This is a genomic window from uncultured Endozoicomonas sp., assembly GCF_947495845.1.
GTDB lineage: Bacteria > Pseudomonadota > Gammaproteobacteria > Pseudomonadales > Endozoicomonadaceae > Endozoicomonas.
Window position 1 is genome coordinate 134,410 of record NZ_CANMAO010000007.1, and the last position, 17,312, is coordinate 151,721.

24 protein-coding genes are annotated in these 17,312 nt (G+C 46.0%); 11 read left to right on the top strand and 13 right to left on the bottom strand.

What is annotated here, in order from left to right:
• The first annotated feature begins 290 nt into the window (after positions 1–290).
• Positions 291–500 (top strand): cold-shock protein, encoded by a 210-nt coding sequence (locus tag Q1B11_RS07630; protein ID WP_067518620.1) that lies wholly within the window; start codon positions 291–293, stop codon positions 498–500.
• Positions 501–771: 271 nt separating this feature from the next.
• Here Q1B11_RS07630 and Q1B11_RS07635 read toward each other — a convergent pair whose 3' ends face one another.
• Positions 772–1,131 carry a nucleotidyltransferase domain-containing protein gene (locus Q1B11_RS07635; RefSeq protein ID WP_299730068.1) on the bottom strand — a complete coding sequence of 120 codons (360 nt, stop codon included), beginning with the start codon at positions 1,129–1,131 and terminating at the stop codon, positions 772–774.
• Positions 1,132–1,242: 111 nt separating this feature from the next.
• On the opposite strand from Q1B11_RS07635, the gene Q1B11_RS07640 reads away from it, so the two are divergent.
• From Q1B11_RS07640 to Q1B11_RS07650, 3 genes are all read left to right on the top strand, one after another.
• On the top strand, positions 1,243–1,380 hold the full coding sequence (locus tag Q1B11_RS07640) for a hypothetical protein (protein ID WP_299730071.1): 138 nt from the start codon (positions 1,243–1,245) through the stop codon (positions 1,378–1,380).
• A 136-nt stretch (positions 1,381–1,516) separates the two neighbouring features.
• A complete protein-coding gene (locus tag Q1B11_RS07645) occupies positions 1,517–2,467 on the top strand; it encodes a hypothetical protein (RefSeq protein WP_299730074.1) in 951 nt (316 codons plus the stop codon).
• A gap of 287 nt (positions 2,468–2,754) precedes the next feature.
• Positions 2,755–3,054, top strand: coding sequence for a phage terminase large subunit family protein (locus tag Q1B11_RS07650; protein ID WP_299730077.1), 300 nt, complete (start codon positions 2,755–2,757; stop codon positions 3,052–3,054).
• Here Q1B11_RS07650 and Q1B11_RS07655 read toward each other — a convergent pair.
• On the bottom strand, positions 3,033–3,380 hold the full coding sequence (locus Q1B11_RS07655) for a hypothetical protein (RefSeq protein WP_299730080.1): 348 nt from the start codon (positions 3,378–3,380) through the stop codon (positions 3,033–3,035). The genes Q1B11_RS07650 and Q1B11_RS07655 overlap by 22 nt on opposite strands.
• 424 nt (positions 3,381–3,804) lie before the next feature.
• Here Q1B11_RS07655 and Q1B11_RS07660 point away from each other — a divergent pair, with 424 nt between their 5' ends.
• Complete coding sequence (locus tag Q1B11_RS07660; protein WP_299730083.1) at positions 3,805–4,989, top strand: tyrosine-type recombinase/integrase; 1,185 nt, start codon at positions 3,805–3,807, stop codon at positions 4,987–4,989.
• Between the two features lie 144 nt (positions 4,990–5,133).
• Here the strand turns inward: Q1B11_RS07660 and Q1B11_RS07665 are convergent, their stop codons facing one another.
• The 10 genes from Q1B11_RS07665 to Q1B11_RS07705 form a co-directional block, all read right to left on the bottom strand.
• Positions 5,134–5,514: a type II toxin-antitoxin system PemK/MazF family toxin gene (locus tag Q1B11_RS07665; protein WP_299730086.1), complete on the bottom strand. Its 381-nt coding sequence runs from the start codon at positions 5,512–5,514 to the stop codon at positions 5,134–5,136.
• The gene (locus tag Q1B11_RS07670) at positions 5,515–5,781 is read right to left on the bottom strand and encodes a hypothetical protein (protein ID WP_067518610.1); all 267 of its coding nucleotides are present in this window, start codon (positions 5,779–5,781) and stop codon (positions 5,515–5,517) included.
• 73 nt (positions 5,782–5,854) lie between these two features.
• Entirely contained in the window at positions 5,855–6,112 is a 258-nt protein-coding gene (locus Q1B11_RS07675; RefSeq protein ID WP_299730100.1) for a pyocin activator PrtN family protein, read from the bottom strand.
• 42 nt (positions 6,113–6,154) lie between these two features.
• Positions 6,155–7,789 (bottom strand): DEAD/DEAH box helicase, encoded by a 1,635-nt coding sequence (locus Q1B11_RS07680; protein WP_299730103.1) that lies wholly within the window; start codon positions 7,787–7,789, stop codon positions 6,155–6,157.
• Complete coding sequence (locus Q1B11_RS07685; RefSeq protein WP_299730106.1) at positions 7,779–8,081, bottom strand: hypothetical protein; 303 nt, start codon at positions 8,079–8,081, stop codon at positions 7,779–7,781. Before Q1B11_RS07685 ends, Q1B11_RS07680 begins: the two co-directional genes overlap by 11 nt.
• Positions 8,074–9,171 carry a hypothetical protein gene (locus Q1B11_RS07690; RefSeq protein ID WP_299730109.1) on the bottom strand — a complete coding sequence of 366 codons (1,098 nt, stop codon included), beginning with the start codon at positions 9,169–9,171 and terminating at the stop codon, positions 8,074–8,076. The genes Q1B11_RS07685 and Q1B11_RS07690 overlap by 8 nt, the downstream gene beginning before the upstream one ends.
• Positions 9,172–9,238: 67 nt before the next feature.
• Positions 9,239–9,745 (bottom strand): DUF669 domain-containing protein, encoded by a 507-nt coding sequence (locus Q1B11_RS07695; RefSeq protein WP_299730112.1) that lies wholly within the window; start codon positions 9,743–9,745, stop codon positions 9,239–9,241.
• Between the two features lie 11 nt (positions 9,746–9,756).
• On the bottom strand, positions 9,757–10,359 hold the full coding sequence (locus Q1B11_RS07700; protein WP_366139441.1) for an ATP-binding protein: 603 nt from the start codon (positions 10,357–10,359) through the stop codon (positions 9,757–9,759).
• Positions 10,356–10,526 (bottom strand): AAA family ATPase, encoded by a 171-nt coding sequence (locus Q1B11_RS20445; protein WP_366139442.1) that lies wholly within the window; start codon positions 10,524–10,526, stop codon positions 10,356–10,358. The genes Q1B11_RS07700 and Q1B11_RS20445 overlap by 4 nt, the downstream gene beginning before the upstream one ends.
• Positions 10,526–10,936: a hypothetical protein gene (locus tag Q1B11_RS07705; RefSeq protein ID WP_299730115.1), complete on the bottom strand. Its 411-nt coding sequence runs from the start codon at positions 10,934–10,936 to the stop codon at positions 10,526–10,528. The genes Q1B11_RS20445 and Q1B11_RS07705 overlap by 1 nt, the downstream gene beginning before the upstream one ends.
• A gap of 51 nt (positions 10,937–10,987) precedes the next feature.
• Between Q1B11_RS07705 and Q1B11_RS07710 the strand changes: the two genes are divergently transcribed.
• On the top strand, positions 10,988–11,179 hold the full coding sequence (locus tag Q1B11_RS07710; protein ID WP_299730118.1) for a hypothetical protein: 192 nt from the start codon (positions 10,988–10,990) through the stop codon (positions 11,177–11,179).
• A gap of 391 nt (positions 11,180–11,570) precedes the next feature.
• Positions 11,571–12,890: a M20/M25/M40 family metallo-hydrolase gene (locus Q1B11_RS07715; protein ID WP_299730121.1), complete on the top strand. Its 1,320-nt coding sequence runs from the start codon at positions 11,571–11,573 to the stop codon at positions 12,888–12,890.
• 3 nt (positions 12,891–12,893) lie between these two features.
• On the opposite strand, the gene Q1B11_RS07720 is transcribed toward Q1B11_RS07715, so the two are convergent.
• A complete protein-coding gene (locus Q1B11_RS07720; protein WP_299730124.1) occupies positions 12,894–13,508 on the bottom strand; it encodes a LexA family transcriptional regulator in 615 nt (204 codons plus the stop codon).
• A gap of 182 nt (positions 13,509–13,690) precedes the next feature.
• Here Q1B11_RS07720 and Q1B11_RS07725 point away from each other — a divergent pair, with 182 nt between their 5' ends.
• From Q1B11_RS07725 to Q1B11_RS07740, 4 genes are all read left to right on the top strand, one after another.
• Entirely contained in the window at positions 13,691–13,900 is a 210-nt protein-coding gene (locus Q1B11_RS07725; RefSeq protein WP_299730127.1) for a TraR/DksA C4-type zinc finger protein, read from the top strand.
• A 13-nt stretch (positions 13,901–13,913) separates the two neighbouring features.
• The gene (locus Q1B11_RS07730; protein WP_299730130.1) at positions 13,914–15,905 is read left to right on the top strand and encodes an AAA family ATPase; all 1,992 of its coding nucleotides are present in this window, start codon (positions 13,914–13,916) and stop codon (positions 15,903–15,905) included.
• Positions 15,906–16,143: 238 nt separating this feature from the next.
• Positions 16,144–16,611 carry a hypothetical protein gene (locus Q1B11_RS07735; RefSeq protein ID WP_299730133.1) on the top strand — a complete coding sequence of 156 codons (468 nt, stop codon included), beginning with the start codon at positions 16,144–16,146 and terminating at the stop codon, positions 16,609–16,611.
• A complete protein-coding gene (locus Q1B11_RS07740) occupies positions 16,608–17,180 on the top strand; it encodes a bacteriophage antitermination protein Q (protein ID WP_299730136.1) in 573 nt (190 codons plus the stop codon). The genes Q1B11_RS07735 and Q1B11_RS07740 overlap by 4 nt, the downstream gene beginning before the upstream one ends.
• The last annotated feature ends 132 nt before the right edge of the window (positions 17,181–17,312 follow it).

The window sequence follows — 17,312 nt, forward strand, 5'->3', positions numbered from 1 at the left end:
GCAATCGTACTGCTAGAGCAGGCTTAGAGGAAAAAAATGTCGATTTATTGATTTAACTTAGTAATTCAATGTAACTGCGCATAGCCATGTGGAAAATACTCTGTATAATAAGCTCACGTTAAAAGTGTGACTTATTTTTTATGCAAAGTTTTGATGGTTCGAGTGTAGTTACTCGCCATGCTCTTCATAATCAATAATAAACTTCTAGCACAACCGCCCTCCGTGGCTATTCACTGGTGTGATTGGCATTCGGTGAGGTGAAATTTATTATAGATAATCAGGGTATGACTATGTCTACTACTACCGGTACTGTTAAGTGGTTTAACGACGAGAAAGGTTTTGGCTTCATCGCTCAGGACAATGGCGGTCCAGACGTGTTCGCTCACTTCCGTCAAATCACAGGCGACGGCTTCAAGTCTCTGGCTGAAGGCCAGCGCGTTGAGTTCAAAGTAACTCAAGGCCAGAAAGGTCCTCAGGCTGAAGAAATCCGCCCTCTGTAATTTCAGGGCTGCCTCTTAGCAGCGTCTGACCTTACATAAGGTGCACAAAAAAAGCAGTGTTTATAAACGCTGCTTTTTTTTGCTTATCAAAAAGTACAGTCAGCAAAAATCGTTGCTTATTCAGACTGCGATTAATGGTTTGAGAGCATGCGTGTAAAGTCAGCGTGAAGAACGTCAGGACCATAGAGTGTAATCATGACTCTAGGAGGCTGACCGAGAATAGGTTGCCCTACTGCGGTGGTAGTAAATTGGTCTGAAAATTCTGCTTTATTCAGCAAATAGCACCAATATTCACTTCACAAAACAGAATCTTCATCTTCAATTTTCTACCATCCTCGCTACGGGCGCTATTCTCGGTCAGGCTCCTAGGTTTGCCCACATGCTCGCCGGTAAAGCCGGCAGCCATTTCGCCTAAATTTGAAATAATGGATAAGCGATCATTCATTATTGCTCCGAACTCCTCTGGTTCTACGGCAATAAGTAGGTCTATATCGCTATAAATATCTAGTGAGTTATCAGCATATGAGCCTGAAACAGCAATACCCACAATCCTCGTGTCATTTGCCAGCTTTGGCAGGCACTGTTCAATAAACTTTTGGTGAAGGGTAGGAAGTGAGCTTGGAAATTCCATGTTTAATCATTTAACTCTTACTGTTCATATTCACCAATTTCGAAATGGTGTCTGCAATAATTTCAAACAGCATTATAGAGTAATTGTATTGATGCGGTCTTTGCCATTCGTTTGGCTACGTTACAGGTGCAGGATGCGTTTAAGGCGGAGAGGGTTGTTCGTGATGAGCTACTGACCATACCCGATCGAGTAGCGGATGTGCTGGCAGCAGAAGATGATCCAAGAAAAATGGCAGAACAACTCAAGTAGAACTGGAAGCGATACTCAATGAATTGAGTAGTCACTTTTAGGTGGATCGTTTGAACTACCGACAAGCATTATGAATATTTGCTAAAACCAAATTGAATACTAGGATTTAATGATCATAGAAATAAGGTATATGCAGATGAATGCAGCTCAGTCAGAACTTTACTCAATTGGAAGTGCTTATGTTTCAAAAAATAATGCTTCTGTGGCAGTCCAGCCGGATCAACAGTTATCATCAGGGAAGGATGCTAAAAGTGTTATCATTTTTAGCATTGCCCGAGGAACGAGTACTCTGCTTTACCGAGTGTTTTCAAATCTTGTGGGGGAAGGAAAAGAGTTCCCGGAAGGAAGTGCGCTTTTAGAACCCTTCACTCAGGCTTACCACATAGAACATCAACTTGAAGGTACACCCGGTTTCAATCGACAGGAAGCTTGGCCTGTCAATACAGAATGTGCCAAAAAGCTTGTTCTGGAACGGGTTAAAAATGGGTTTACTGTTATTAAAGAATTAGCATATCAACTTGATGAAAACAAAGTGGATGATGCCTTTTTAACAGAACTATTCGAATATGCGGAGCCTCTTTTTTTAGTACGCTCTCCTGAATCCACCATTCCTTCAGGAATGTATCCGTATTTTGAGAAGGGCGATGTTACGCGGTACTCAAAGGAAGAAGCTGGCTTTTTTGAGCTTCATCAGCTCTTTGATAGAGTGAGTAAAATAATTAGTCGACAACCTCTGATTATTGAGGCGGAAGAATATCTTGAAAATCCCACAGACCAGCTCAGTCAATATTTCTCAGCGCTTGGATTAACCTTCAAACAAGAATATCTCTCTTTCACTCCCTACGGAGAGCAAGATAAGCAAAATGACCCATCATTTATGGTATGGGGAGATACTTGGTATAAAAATGCATTTGCAACAAAAGAGCTAAAAGCTCGAAAAGTCCAAAAATGCATGGCGTCGGATTATCAGGTTCTTCTTCATAATCCGGTTGCTTGTGAGCATCTAGAGGATCGGTTGGTTAAATCTAGATCAAGTTATAAAAAGCTATTACAGGATGGGGTTAAACCGGGCCAGCTGAATAAATGAGCTGAGAAGCTATACGTAGACAAAATAAAGCCCCGGTCAACGGGGCTTGTGTAATCTCAGCAATGTCAGTTTGTTGTTTTTATTGTCTGACACTGGCCTGTCCGTGGCCAAGGTTCCTTCCTGGAACAGATGCTGAGCTTTGCTTGCACCTTACACTAACCATATTACGTGCCAACTTTGACTAATCGCCGGTTCCCAAGGGCTAAGGTAAACCTTCGTCGTTTACAGAGTATTTAGATTTGAGTAGCTGTTACCTCGACGTGTCACGGATATAAACAAACAACTGTATGAATAGCCCTTATTTTTCAGGTTTTTTCTCTGGTTTAAAACCAGACACTCGCCTGACGGTTTCCGAATGGGCTGACCAAAAACGGATGCTTCCCGCAAAGGCAACCAAAGAAGCCGGACGTTGGCGAACGTCCCGAACGCCTTACCTGAAAGAGATTATGGATTGTCTGTCACCATCGTCGCCTGTCGAACAGGTGGTGTTTATGAAAGGTGCTAAGGTGGGTGGTACTGAGTGTGGCAATAACTGGCTGGGTTATGTAATTGATCGAACGATATATCAAGGAAAGGCTGGCACCTGAGTTTGACCCACCAGCGATTGCACCTTATCTATTTTCTTGCTGATATGAGCTAACAGCAGGGCAGCAAGAATGACGGCTTCCTTTTCACCGTATTCGGTTTCGCTCCTCACCAGATCCACTACCGCTTTATAAGTTCGTAGTTTCACCGGCTCATCACTGTCGCTGAACATAGCAGCGTGGGTGGCTTGCATAATGGCCATTTCAAACTCAATGCCCAGGATTTTTGTGTAGTTCCTGAGGTGTTTCTCACATTCTTTGCTTTTCATGGTGCTGATGGCTGCAGCGAGTTTGGCGTCTGGCAGTTTGAGCAGGTCGCGGGTTTTCATGGTTTGTTAAGCACTTCTTTTACAAATGTTGTCAGGCCGGGGTTGAGTTTAATGGATGAGCCCGGGAAAGCGAGTCTGGATCAGGGGAATACAAAAGAAACGGTACCATTTTATCGGTCTACCATCGCAGCGAAATGCGGCAAAGGTACGATTTGGTACCGTTTATTAGGCTTAGGTTACAATCAAATTGAAACCTAAAATTTTTCCGATCAATCTAACTCATTGATTTCATTGTCAAAATGATCGCTGTGAAATTCGTACCACATATCGATATCATAGACAGCTATTGTCGTAAGTTACTGATTTCTCGCTGTCATAATAGTTTATTGCGCACTATAAATCACTTTCAGATACTATTAATTCATAGCGATTGTATACCGGATTGTATACCAAAAATAATAAGCTATGAGTACGTGAGTTCTATATGACAATACAGTGCTTCAAACGGAAGCGAAAAACGGGCATTGCCTATGTTTACCAGGTTTCTGTCAGGAAGGATCATTACACAGCCCGGGAGAGCTTATCATTTCCAGACAAGACTTCTGGCAAGGCCTGGGCAAAGAAAGTTGAGGCGGAAATGCTGCGTCAGGCTGAGCAAGAAGAGCCTGAAGATTTGTCCACTAAAGCCAAAACAGGCGATATTACCCTTCAAAATTATCTGGAAATGTACCGTCAAAAGATGGCATCTCTGCCGAAGGATCAGCGAATCAGTTATCGGGATACTTTGGCCATCAAGTTTTGGGAACGCAGCTGGCTTGCCAAGAAACGACCCAAAGAAATTACCGACAAACATTTAATCAAACTGCTTGATGAACGCTTGGCAACGGTAACCCCCGCAACCAATCAACTTTATGTATCCGTTCTGCGTCGTGCAATTGACTGGCAGAAGCGATTAGGCATTTATTTCAAGCGCTTTATTACTGAAGATGTGATGAAAGAGTTATGGAAATTAAAGCTGATTGGCAAATCAAAAGAGGATGATACCCGGCCAACGGAAGAGCAGGTTTATTTGCTCTATCAAGCATTTCTGGATGGTTACAATAAGCATTCTTCTCTCATTCCATATCACCATTTGATGTTGTTCAGTATTTACAGCAGTTTCCGGGAGGGAGAAATTTGCCGTATACGGCACAGTGATTTTGATATGGACAATGGCCTTATTATTATTCGGGACAGAAAAGACCCGAAGAAAAAATACAGTAACCATCAGAAAGTGCCTATTTGCTCTGTGTGTCAGGAAATTATTGCACGACAGCCAAGGTTTGAAGGGGATGACCGGATATTTCCCTATAAGGCTCTGACGGTTTCTGTAAAATTCTCTGAACGCACCAAAGCACTGGGCTTTCCTGAGCTACGCTTTCACTCATTTCGCCACGATGGTATCTCCCGTTTCTTTGAGCAGAATATGTCGATACCAGAGGTTGCCCTGCGCAGTGGACACAAGACTTGGGATAACCTTCGGCGCTACACCCATTTGATTCATCGGAACCCGCCTGATTTATGGGGACGCTGTAAGGCGATTGAGGCGAAGTATTGGGCGAAAAATGAAGTCAGGAATACCCGGGTGCAAAAAAAGTTGCAGCAGCCAGAGCCATCAGAGCATTTGTAAACAGCAAGGGATATTCACAGGGGTATTGATTCAAAAGTTATTGAAATCGAAGAAATTGAAGATGCGATTAAAGAAGGAAGGTCATGATGCTTGCTGCGGCAGTGGAGACTGGGAGTCAAGTGGTTTGCCTCCCGGTTTCTGAAATTAGCTGTCCTCATCCATATATTTATCAAGTACTTCATCAGCACCAATAAGCGGAATGATTCGCAAAATGACTTCTTCAAAAATACCTTTTTGCGCCTTAGTGATAAATTTAGCTTTCCTTTCTTTCCAACTTAATGTCTGAATCAGGTTGGTGGCAACTACTGACTTTTCATCCAGATTTTTGATTGGAACCTCAGTTGCGGCGCCTCTAATACTGGTGCTTACCGGGCAGCAAATAAGCATGCTGGTTTTTTTATTGTAATCTTTACTGGAGAGCACAAAAGCAGGTCTGTATTTGCCTATTTCTTTTCCACGGGTAGGCTCAAAATCCAGCCATATCAAATCATTCCGTTCTGGAATGTATGCTTTTTCTGTTTTCATTTATAGACCGAGTTCGGAAGATGTTGGAGTGGCTAACTCGTCAGCGTGTGCTTTTTCTGGCGTCATACCGGCCAAAAGGGATTCTTCAGTATAGGGCAGCTTAAACTTTTTCTTTTGTTGCTCAACTTTTTTGATGACGAGACCATCTTCAGTGACATCAACTGCTATCTTAGAACCTGCTTTAAATTGAGGTATTTCTGCCATGGCTCCGGAAATCCTCAAAGCCAGACTGTTGCCCCATCGCTTGATTTCCCCTTCAACTCTCATGATATTACCCTCTCTTTGAATTGAGTATATACAATGTATACACAAAAGCAAGCTGTGCTAAACCAAAGTATGTCTATATCCCCTGAACCTTTTCCCATGTATTGCTGTAGGTCTCATGTCGAGAATCCAGATATGCCGCTAAATCTGAGAGCTTAACCATCATTGGTGACTTTTTACTGGTGGTCACCCGAACCACTGGAACCGGAAGATCCTGAGCGGCTGCAGCGATTTTGGCGCAGCGCTCACTCAAACCGAAAAACTCCTCACAAATTTCTTCCAGTCGCACATAAGGCTTTTCATATCGAGCATAAAGCAGGAGTTCTGTATTCATTTCAAGTTCCCTGAAATAACATCAATATCCGTATCAATGTGTTTAAAGCGTTGAACTGTCGTCAGAATGGTCTGTTGGAGGCGAGAAGTCATAGGCACGTATTCGGTACCAGCGGCCTTCCTGAATAACCTCTATGCGGGTTGGCTCTTTCAAGTCTTCGGTTTCCCTCAGCAGTTGATAGGCGTCCACTGTCATTGCTGGGCAGGGAGTGTGACCAAACCGCTTAACCCACCAGATAACCGCTTTTTGTCGTGCATAGCCGCCATGCTGAAAACAAACCCATTCACGTACTGTTTTCAGGCCGCAACGATAGAGCACCTGAACAGACGGTGGTTTGCCAAATTTTTCATGGATGCTGTAGACGACTTCATCCACTTCTAACCACTGAGGCTCGACCTGTGCAGAGAGCAGTGCTGCATCGGAGGCTACTGGGTCATGCTTTTCCCGTTCTGGAAACTCATACTGGCAGGCGGGACACACTCGCAAGCTTGCCAGTATGATTTCAAAGCACTCCGGGCATTCTTTGACGGGTGGAGCCCCAGTGCCTTCACCGACTTTAATGCTGCCGATGGTGATTTGATCAATCGGACCATGCCGCTCCACATTGCCTCCGTAATCCAGAACCAGACAATCCTGTTTGTCCGTCTCAGGGCTGACCCGTAAACCTCTACCCAATATCTGTACATAAAGGCCAGGAGATTTAGTGGCACGCAGTAAGGCAATTAGATTAGTGCGTGGTGCATCGAAGCCAGTGGTCAGTACGCCCTGACTGGTGAGAGCTTGAATATGGCCATTCTTATAGTCATCGAGAATACGTGCGCGCTCGTCTTTTGGCGTTTTACCAGTGACACACTCCGCATGAATACCCGCATCCAGCAGTAACTGTTTTACCTGTTGGGCATGGGCGATGCTGACGCAGAAGATCAACCAGGCATCCCGACCTTCGCCGTATTCAATAATTTCCGCTACGGCTTTTTCGGTAACGTCGTTTTCCTGCACAGCGGCTTCCATATCACTGCTTAGAAACTCACCCTGTCTGGTACGAACTCCCTTTAAATTGATTTTTTCTTTGCCGCCTTTGGAAGAGAGTGGTGATAGATAGCCATCGTCAATCAATCGCTGAATATCGGTTTCATAAACAATGTCACTGAACAGAGGGTTTTTACCCTGTGTTAGCAGCCCCTGCTTCATGCGATAGGGCGTTGCCGTAAAACCAATAATTTTCAGGTTCGGATTAATGACTTTTAAAGCAGCGATAAAACGGGCATACATCGACTCTGAACGCTCACTGTTCAGGGTATGCACTTCATCAATTAGCAACAGATCAACATGGCCAAGTTGTTCTGCCCGTTTATGAACACTCTGAATACTGGCAAACAGAACCTGTGCATCAGTATTACGTGAGCCAATGGCCGCAGAGTAAATACCGGTAGGCGCTTCTGGCCAGATCGCCACAAGCTTTTCCAGATTCTGCTCAATGATCTCCTTCACATGGGAGAGCATCAAAAATCGTTGCCCTGGCCATTGCTCGAGAACACTGCGAATAAAGTCAGCGATAATAATGGATTTGCCACCGCCGGTACTGACACAGACCAGCGGATTGCCTTCCGCCGAATTGAAGTACTGATAAATCGCTTCAATGGCTTCTTGCTGGTACCAGCGAAGTTTATAAGCCACTGATGCCACCTTTCATATCGTTAATGATTTTGCTGGCGATTCGTTCCACCCGTTTGCGATCAAAGTAAGTCATCTGGCGTTGGTAATGTTTCCCATCTCTCCATTCTGCTATTTGCTCTTGCACCTCTGCCATCAGGGCACTGAGAATCCGTTCACAGAACAGAGGGCTAATATACGGCAGCTCATCATTAAAACTAATACGGACTATTTCGGAGGTGTCGTTATCAGTTTTCAGATCTATCCAGTTATCTGAATAATCGGCGGTACTGACACGCTTCAGTAGTTCAGCCATGGTCAGTCTCCTTGCTTTTGTTCTTGTCAGTATTGGCCACTACTGTGCCATTGAAGTTTTTTTTCAGTTCGTTCAGTTGGGTATCCGTCAGCAGGGCTTTATCTTCTACAGCCTGAATCTCTCTGGATGAAAATTGCCCTTGACCACCGCCAGTCATAAAGACCTCTCCGGTGGCTTTGAGTCTGTATTTAATCCAGAACTCACCACTGTCCAGAGGCTCAGCAAACGACTCTAGCAAATAAGGGTTATAAAGGTGCTCATCACAACCGGATTTCTGAACCTGTAATGGAATTTCCATATTGTGGCGAGCGCAGTGCCACTGCCCGGAGTTATCCACGGAATCGACCGGGGTTGAATGCAGGCAGGTTCGACAATTTACGGCAGGCGTCTCCTGACCGTGACAGATACCATGATGATCACAGAACTTGCAGAGATACCAGCTTGGGTCATCGCTGATTTTATTCAGAGGCCGGTCACTGGCGATAACACATTCCGCACGAGTCACAGTGGCTTTGCCGATGTTTGCATCCAGTCGAATCCGCTCGCCGTAGAGCTCATCGGTATTCTTATTTACGGCAATATAAAAGGCTCTGGTCAACTGTGGGCTGGCGAGATACATATACACCTGCATCTGCACAAAATGTTCCGGTTTGGCTTCGGCGACACCTTTCTTGACCAGATGACTGAATGACTTCTCATTGTGGGTTTTCATCTCGATCAGATGCCAGGTTTTCGGAGCTTCAATAAAACCCTGACCGACACCATCCATTGAGCCACCAAAATGACCATGGCAGGCTGAGACTCTGAATTGCTCACCTGTAGCGGGATCAGCCCCAAAGATTTTGATGCCAATACTTCGCAGGTCAGCCACGAAACGCTCTTCTACCAGGTGCCCGGTTTGAAACAGGCGCAATAATTGCCCGCTGTGTTTAACCTCCGTACACCATCGGAAGGTGTACCAGAGCGCCCGTTCACAGGGGCGGCCAATGATCGAACCGCCAAGGTGTGCGCGAAAGCCGTCGTTTTGATTCTCTTCGTAATGCTTAACGATGGCTTTGATCGTTGTTTGATGTGGTTCTGGAATATCCATATTCAAGCACCGTTACCATTGATTGAGCTTCAAAAAGTCAGGGGGCAAGCCCCCTTGGTGAATGTGATTATTTTTGACCCCAGGGCGGTGCTGCTGAATGAGCAGCCGGAGGGTTCTGAGGTTGAGGCGCAGCAGCATAGGTTGGTGTTTGCTGCTGGGGAACCGGGGCGCCCGGTGCAGGTTGTCCGGAGACATTGATCCACTTTTTGACTTCATTCTTCGGGCCATAGCCAGGATCATTCTTAACCACGACCCGAACCCGGATGACCTGATTCAACAGTTGATCCGTATCGCTGATCATTGGTTGGCCAATGGCGTGAGCAATACGGCTGAGTTCCTTTCTACCAATCTCTTCTGCCTTCGGACTTCTGTTTTCAACATTATGCTGTGACCAGAGTTTCCGACTCTCGTATTGTCCTTCCATGATCGTATAGGTGAGCTTCACCATACGGCCGCCAGATTTGGTATTTTCCAGCGATGCTTCGGTGATCATGGTGAGATACTCACCAGGAGGCAAAGTATCAAACTCATCGGTAGGATCATAATCTCCGGCGTTAAAACCTAACTGTGCCATGGGCAATCTCCTTATTGTTGGCTCGAGTTATGGGTCAGTGCGTCACTAAATGCCTGCCAGCTCAGAGGTATTTCTGCCGGCAGGCCATAGCGATTCTTGGCAACGAAACTCGGACGAGCTTCGGTATAGAGGTAGCGTTGACCCGTACTGATGCCACGGGTTTTTACCTTGTTAAAACCGCCTTCTTCCTTTTCGATGACGGTCTTGTAATCAGCGAACAGTACGCAGTCCACCGACTCCTGAATCAGATCACTGGCTCGTTTATGAAGCTTGATCTGGTAGCGGTCATAGCTGTCAGTAGTTGGGCTTTCAAAGCGTTTGATTTCCGAATGGGCAATTAGAATAAAGGCCATGCCTTTTTCATTGCGCAGTGCAAAGAGACCATCCAGCAGTTGTCGCCATAAATCCAATGCCAGCACAAACCCTTTGCCATAGCCGAAGTCGTCTATAGCTTGATACCGCTCACCCTTTGGACCCACATAGATATCGCAGAGATGCTGCCATTCCAGTGGTTCGAGATGGTCCAGACTATCAATGACCACGGTCTGATAGCTGTGCTCGGAGGTATAGAGAACGGCAAGGGCATCCAGTACATCCTGAAAGCTGGTCATCATGGGAAAGGCATCCACTTCCAACCCAGACCATCTTCGGTCTGAATAAATACTGGGTTTGGCGCATTCGCTGCGAAGGTGGTTTTACCCACACCGGCAGGACCGTGCTCAACAATGCCAGGCGCTTTGATGCCGGTTGAACGACTGATGGATTCCAGAGAGATAGCCATTATTGCACCTCCAGTCGTTCAAATTTAATAGCTGTCTTTTTGGGCTTGGTAGTGATGGCTTCGGCGATCAGGTTATAGCTGGCTCGATCAAGACCCTGCAGGCTTTTAAGCTGACGGGTATCAATCTCCAGTTTGCTGCGGACAACCTTTGCCGCGACACTTTCCGGGATTCGATTTTTCACCTGATGCCACTTGTCAGTATCCAGTGTCCGGGTAAAGCCAGCGACGGTGGTGACTTTGTAATAGTCTCCCTTGGTGGAATAGCTGCCCTCGTCTTTAACACCTACGAGTTCACATAATTGCTGCTCAATAGCGAGGCGATGATCCTTTGCCTTCTGTTCGGATTGTTTGGCTTGCTCTAACTCGTAGGTGAGTTGATCCAGCCGTGAAACATGGTTGCTTTCGGTCATGGCAATTCCTTTTGCTGTGGTGGGTTGTGGTTAACCGACGGGTTTCAGGTAATGGTTCAGATCATTAAGGCAGGTGATCTCCACATGACCAGTTTTGTCGGTGAGGTCAATCAACAGATTGTTGATATGAAAAACGTCCGGGATAACGGACTCGGTGGCGTTGGTCTGCTCAACCAGATGGTTGTTCAGGCAAACGATGGTATGCAGGAGTGTGGTGCGTGCGGTTTCAGCCTTGTTCCTTAACGACTTGGCCTGCCCAATTGGTTAGCCTGACCTTCTAATGAAACAACTTCACTGGCTACATCCTCAATAATCTTTCCCTGAGTTACGAGGTCCATGGTTGTCTGTCGTCCAAATTGTTATTTGAATTTTTAAACAACAGATTGCTCTCATGGGGAATGAGTGTCAAATATTTTTTTTAACAATTTCGACAAGGGGTTTTGGTAGAGGCGGGATGGTGCTACGACAGGCGCAAGTTTGATGATATCTAATAGAGAGTTATTTATACCAATTCATTCGGTAAATCGTCGAGCACCTCCAACATTCTCAAAAGACCCCGCTTTACATAGGGAACTAACAATCAAGGTTGCTGTCCAAGGCTAAAGTGCATTTATTGGGAAGTATTTGAATAGATATGAACGAAATGAATGGCGTATATAAGGATCAGGCTGTTTCATTTCTCCCTGCTCAAGATGTTGAGGGACAAGCTGATCAGAAAGGCAATACTTGGGGGAGAAGGGTAGAGCGTTTTTCTGAGTCAACTCCGGGAAAGCTGATACTAGGTGGTTTGATTCTTATTGGTGTTGGTACGATCGGAGCTTTGATTGCTGTACCGTTGGCTCTTTCAAATAGGGCTTCGATATCACCAACGAATGCGTCGCTGAATTTATCTCAAACAAATAAGAATATTTCGTATCCAACAACTTATTTACCTACGGATTTGCAGACAGAACCTCTGGTAACCTCCTCCTTGCCTACCTTGCAGAACCATGCCGACCCAGGTTTGCCAGAAAAGTTGGAATCGCAGATAGATTCATCATCCCTTGAAAGTATGTTGCAAGAATTATTAACTTTTGGATCAAGGTCAAGTTGGTGTGATGCCCGCGGAAATGGATTTGCTAATGCCTCTGATTGGCTGAAAGAAAAAATTGAAGAACTCGATTTGCCCGTGGAAAAAAGTACTTTTAATTATGAAGATACCTATTATGGGATGTCTTTAAGACAATGTTCTCGAAACAAGGCGCTAAGTTCGAGTAATCTTTTTACTATGTTTCCTGGTGAAAGTCAGGAATGCATTATTATAGGAGCCCATTTAGATACAGTGACTAATACCGTAGGGGCAAATGATAATGGCTCTGGTGTGGTTAGTTTGTTTGAAATGATCCGTGTTTTACAAAAAGAGAATTTTAAACCAAAGCACTCAATTGTGTTTGCTTTTTGGGGAGCTGAAGAGGCAGGCAAAACACTATTGGGCTCTGCTGATTTTCTTCATGCCGACAATGCTCAAATAACGCTGGCAAACTTGTGGGAGCAAGCAGGAAAGAATGCCACAGGAAAATTTACAATTAGTGGTTATATAAATCTTGATATGGTTGCAGGAAACGCTAGCGGCAATGAAGGCATTGTTATTAGTGACCCTGATGCGGCATCAACATTTTGGGAGTACCTTCCCTACAGTGGCTTTAAACGTATTGCCGAGGGAACACGTCGTATTAGCCAGCTATTTTCTGAGTATTTTACCAGGAAGGATATACCCTTCACAAAAACCAAAATGCGAAGGGTGGGTGATCATGCCAGCTTTCAGGATAAATCGATACCGTCCGTCATGCTGTACACAGGGTATGATAACTGCTACCACAAGAACTGTGATAATGGCAGCAATGTGGATTTTCAGAAGCTTGAAAACTGCACTAAATCTGCACTGAATGTTGCTGTCAGGCTGGCATCGAAATAGTTTTCATGTTTGACAGGATTGGTAAATACCAATAAGAGTGCCGAGATAGTTATCTCGAACCACTTCGACAGGTTGAAATCGAGGGTTTGAGAAAACCAGCATGGCTTTTCCGTTCAGCTCTTCGTAGATGCCCAGTACTGGTGTGGTGTCGTTAAACAGTGCAATGGCGCCAAGTTCCAGTGTGACTTTCGGATCGATAAAAATATGTGCTTGCTGTGGAATGGTAACAGCAGGCGTGCCGCAGCTGTCCATGGAACTGCCCTTGGTTTTTAGGGAGAAGGTCAGATCGCTGCACTCTTCAGGGCAATAAATCCAGGGCGCATTGCCCGGTGTCATCTGGTTCAGCACGTAGTCCGTCACTTCTGTTTCATCCAGCAGCGGAACGGCTTTGCCTGTTGGGGTTTCACGACTGATGCCGGTGGCCAGATAATCCTGGGAAACCCCGAGAACGGAAGCAATTTTGTATTGCACCATTGTCTCGTTGTTTTCACTCAAATCCATTTTTGCACCTAACCAAACGGACACTGCCGAGCGAGTCACCCCAAGCCGGTTCGCCAGTTCGCTCTGGGATATCTTCTGTTTGGCCAGCAAAATTTTGGTGCGCTCTTTCCAATCCATGAGTCTGACTCTGTTGTGTAATTCTGTTCTTCCATTATTCGTTCTTTAGCAATTATTTACCAGTTGCTAAAGGTTTGCTAAATGAAATTGTTGAATTATAAGTTCGACAAATTTGACATTCGGTAGAGGGAAAGAACAGACTGAAAAACCGCCAGACGGATAACCCATCGATAGGAGGCCTTATGGATGAGGCAGATATCGCCAGTAACTACCAGCAGCGTGAGATGGATACACTGCTGAGTCATCACCAGAAAAAACAAACACTAACGGTTCAAGACTCTGCAGATTGTTGTGAAGAGTGTGGCTTTGACATTCCCTCTGAACGACAAGTTGCTGTGCCGGGTTGTTCGTTATGCATTCAGTGCGCAATAAGACTTGAACAAACCAGTTAACGAGAGGGCAAGCATGGAAGCGACTTTACCCAATACGACAGCGGCAGCCTGGAAACTGAATGAAGCCGGGCTGTCGATTGTGCCTCTTGGCTCTCCTTTTGAAACACCGCCAGAATGGTTTGTTGAGGGCAGGTGTTCCGGGGATGTTGAGAAAGCACGAATGGAGTGGCCTAAAGCACCTCGGCTGCGGTGGAAGCAATATCAGGAAACGGCTCCGGAAGACGATGTGATTGAGCAGTGGACGACCCTTTATCCCCATGCCAACTGGGCGATCGTCACAGGCTACGGCGTTGTGGTGGTTGATGCAGACAGTGCAGAGGCGGTGCAGTTTATCGAGGATGGAGGCATTACCCGAACCCCGTTGAAAGCGATAACCAGCAAGGGCAAGCACTACTATTTTCAGGTCAATCCGGAGTATCCCGTTCACAACTCCGTGCGTAAAAACAAGATCGACTTGCGTGGCATTGGTGGTTATGTGGTCGCGCCCGGCAGCACCCATGCGGATGGCACATTGTATCGTTGGGAAACCGATGGCTACATGAATATTGGCGACACCCATGACCTCCCCATGCTGACGCCCGACGACATTGCTGCAATCAATGGTTTCAATGGCCAATCGTTAGAAGACAAACCGGCAGGCAACCTTGGGTTTTCAACGGATCAATACCCTTTACCTCACGATGGCAGCAATCTGGCAGAAGGTCAGGGGCGAAACAACGCAGCGGCGAGCATGGCGGGGCAGCTGATTCGTCAAAACTATTCGTTAATGGATATCAAAAAGATTCTGGACCAGTGGAATCAATCCAACACGCCGCCGCTCTCATCGTCAGAATTGAATACCACCATTGCCAGTATTGTTCGCACCCACGGTAATAATCATCCGGGCTCAGGGATAATGATTGAGCCTCAGTCACCTGCGCGGCAGTTTGCTTTCAATCATGTAAAAGAGCTGGTCAGAGGCGTTCGTCCTATTAACTGGCTGATTAAAGGGTTTCTGGAAACCGACAGTCTGTCGTTAATGTTCGGCGAACCTGCCTGCGGTAAATCTTTTTCGGCTATTGATCTGGCCTGTTGTGTGGCAACTGGTAAGGAGTGGCATGGCAAGCCGGTGAAACGACCCGGTTCTGTCTTCTATATCGCTGGTGAAGGGTTTAATGGCTTATCCCGTCGTTTAATGGCCTGGCAGGTTTCCCACGGTTACAACCTGAGAAATGCGCCTTTATACGTCAGTCAGTGTTCAGCATCTCTCACGGATTTGGGTAATGCCCGGATGGTCAGCGAGAGCATTCAACAGATTGTTGAAGAAACCGGAGGCGTCATTCCCTCCCTGATCGTGATCGATACCCTCGCTAGAAACTTCGGTGCGGCCGACGAAAACGCCACCAAAGAGATGAATACCTTTATCAATCACATTGATCAGCTGTTGCGTTCGAAATACGAATGCTGCGTGCTGATCGTTCATCACACCGGCGTCGGCAGCAAAGACCGAGCCCGTGGCAACAGTGCCCTGAAAGGTGCCTTGGATGCCGAGTATGCGGTGGTGAAATCCGGTGACGAGGTCAAGATTTCTGCTAAGAAAATGAAAGATGCGGATGAGCCGGAACCCATGCATTTTTTCTTTAAGTCGGTGCGGCTGCCTTTTGCGGATGAGGATGGCGAGCAGCAATACAGCTGCGTGTTAAAGCACCTTGACCCTGATGCTGTGGAGCAAATGAAAACGTCCAAAGAACTGGGCACTGCTCAGAAAAGGGTACTGGATATTCTGTATGGGTTGATCAGCAAGGCTCGGGCAAATCTGGAGCGTGGTGGGCGTGATCCGAATCTGGCGCGCATTGAAGCCAAAGACCTGCGAAATGAGTGCGTAAAGATCGAGGCCGTGGTGGGCAGGAATAACTGGAGCCGGACATTTACGACGCTGGTTGAGAAAGAGCTGATTGTTCAGGACGGTCTGTTTGTCAGTCTGTCTGATCAATACGACAACTTGAAAAATGAGGTGATTAACTGAATGAACGGTTCTAAAAAACGCCTCATCTGTCCGATGAGGACACAGCGCTATCTGTTATGCCTCACCTTATCCCATAACTGCTTGATGAGTATGAGTATTTATCGGAATGAGCTTGTTCCTTTTCTCGTCCTCACTCACTCCACCACCCTAAGGGGTGGAGGGATGAGAGACATCAGAGGAAAGCTGGGAAATTAAGTTGAGGTTTTATAGATCACTGACTGATTCAAGGATGAAGCAGATGAGCATCATTATTGGCATTGATCCGGGGCTTAAAGGCGGGATTGCGGTTCTTGAAAGCGACAGCAAGAAAATCATTCGACTGGAAGATATGCCGGTGTCGCCTGATGGGAAAAAGCAAAAAGTGAACGGCTACGGTCTATTAAAAATATTTGGAGGCTATACCCGAGATACGGTGGAAATGGTCTATCTGGAACGAGTTGGCGCAAGACCAGGGCAGGGCGTTGTTTCTATGTTCAGTTTCGGTCGTTCCTACGGAGCGGTTGAAGCGACGGTTAGTTTGCTGGGGCTTTCGTTGACTTATGTAACTCCGCAATCTTGGAAGCGCAGAGCTGGTTTGGTAGGCGCAGAAAAAGATGCCAGCCGTGGCAAGGTGTTGGATTTATACCCTGATGCGGATGTGACTCGCAAAAAAGACAATGGTCGTGCGGATGCTGTTTTGATTGCCCGATATGGAGAGCCAGCATGAAATTTCACTCAGCGAGGCAGGCTATTCATGATGCGTATGCTATTCATTTGACCAGCAAAGGCTTCGACGTAAATCCAGTGGCGTTTCGATCTGGTGGTAAGTCGAACAAGCTGGATAACAACCGGCTGATTTGTAATGCCGTTGAAGCGGGAATGGTGATTGCAGCAGTGGAAAAGTTGGAGGAGCCTTTTCGTTCATGGGCTATATGGGCTTATGGGCCACGGACGAAGCATTTCCTACCAGAACAAGGGCGGTTCTTTCAGTGGCTAGAGCAGGATGTTACGGAGAGGCTGGCCAAGAGTGAGCGGGATTACCGGGAGGCGACAGAGCAAAGGATCAGGGATGTTGTTGCCTATACGGTATTGGATTATCGCAGTTATGCCGCTAATGGTAGGCACCTCTATTCCACGAGTTTGGTTATCAATAAATGTCGAATTCATCGACAGAATTGGAAGCGGGATTTCTTATCTTGGCATGAGTATTACTGGCAGTTCTGTGATCATAATCTTGATAGAACTTCACTGCTGTCTGCTTCTGAGTCGGTGAGAAAATTAAAATCAGATACTTAAATCTGAAACTAATACACGAAAAATTGAACTATTTGAAATTAATTAGCTCAGATATCTATGTACGGGACAAAACATGTAAGAGCATTTGAAAGTTGACTTGGTCGCTTTTTGCACAGTTATTTTTCAGAACCC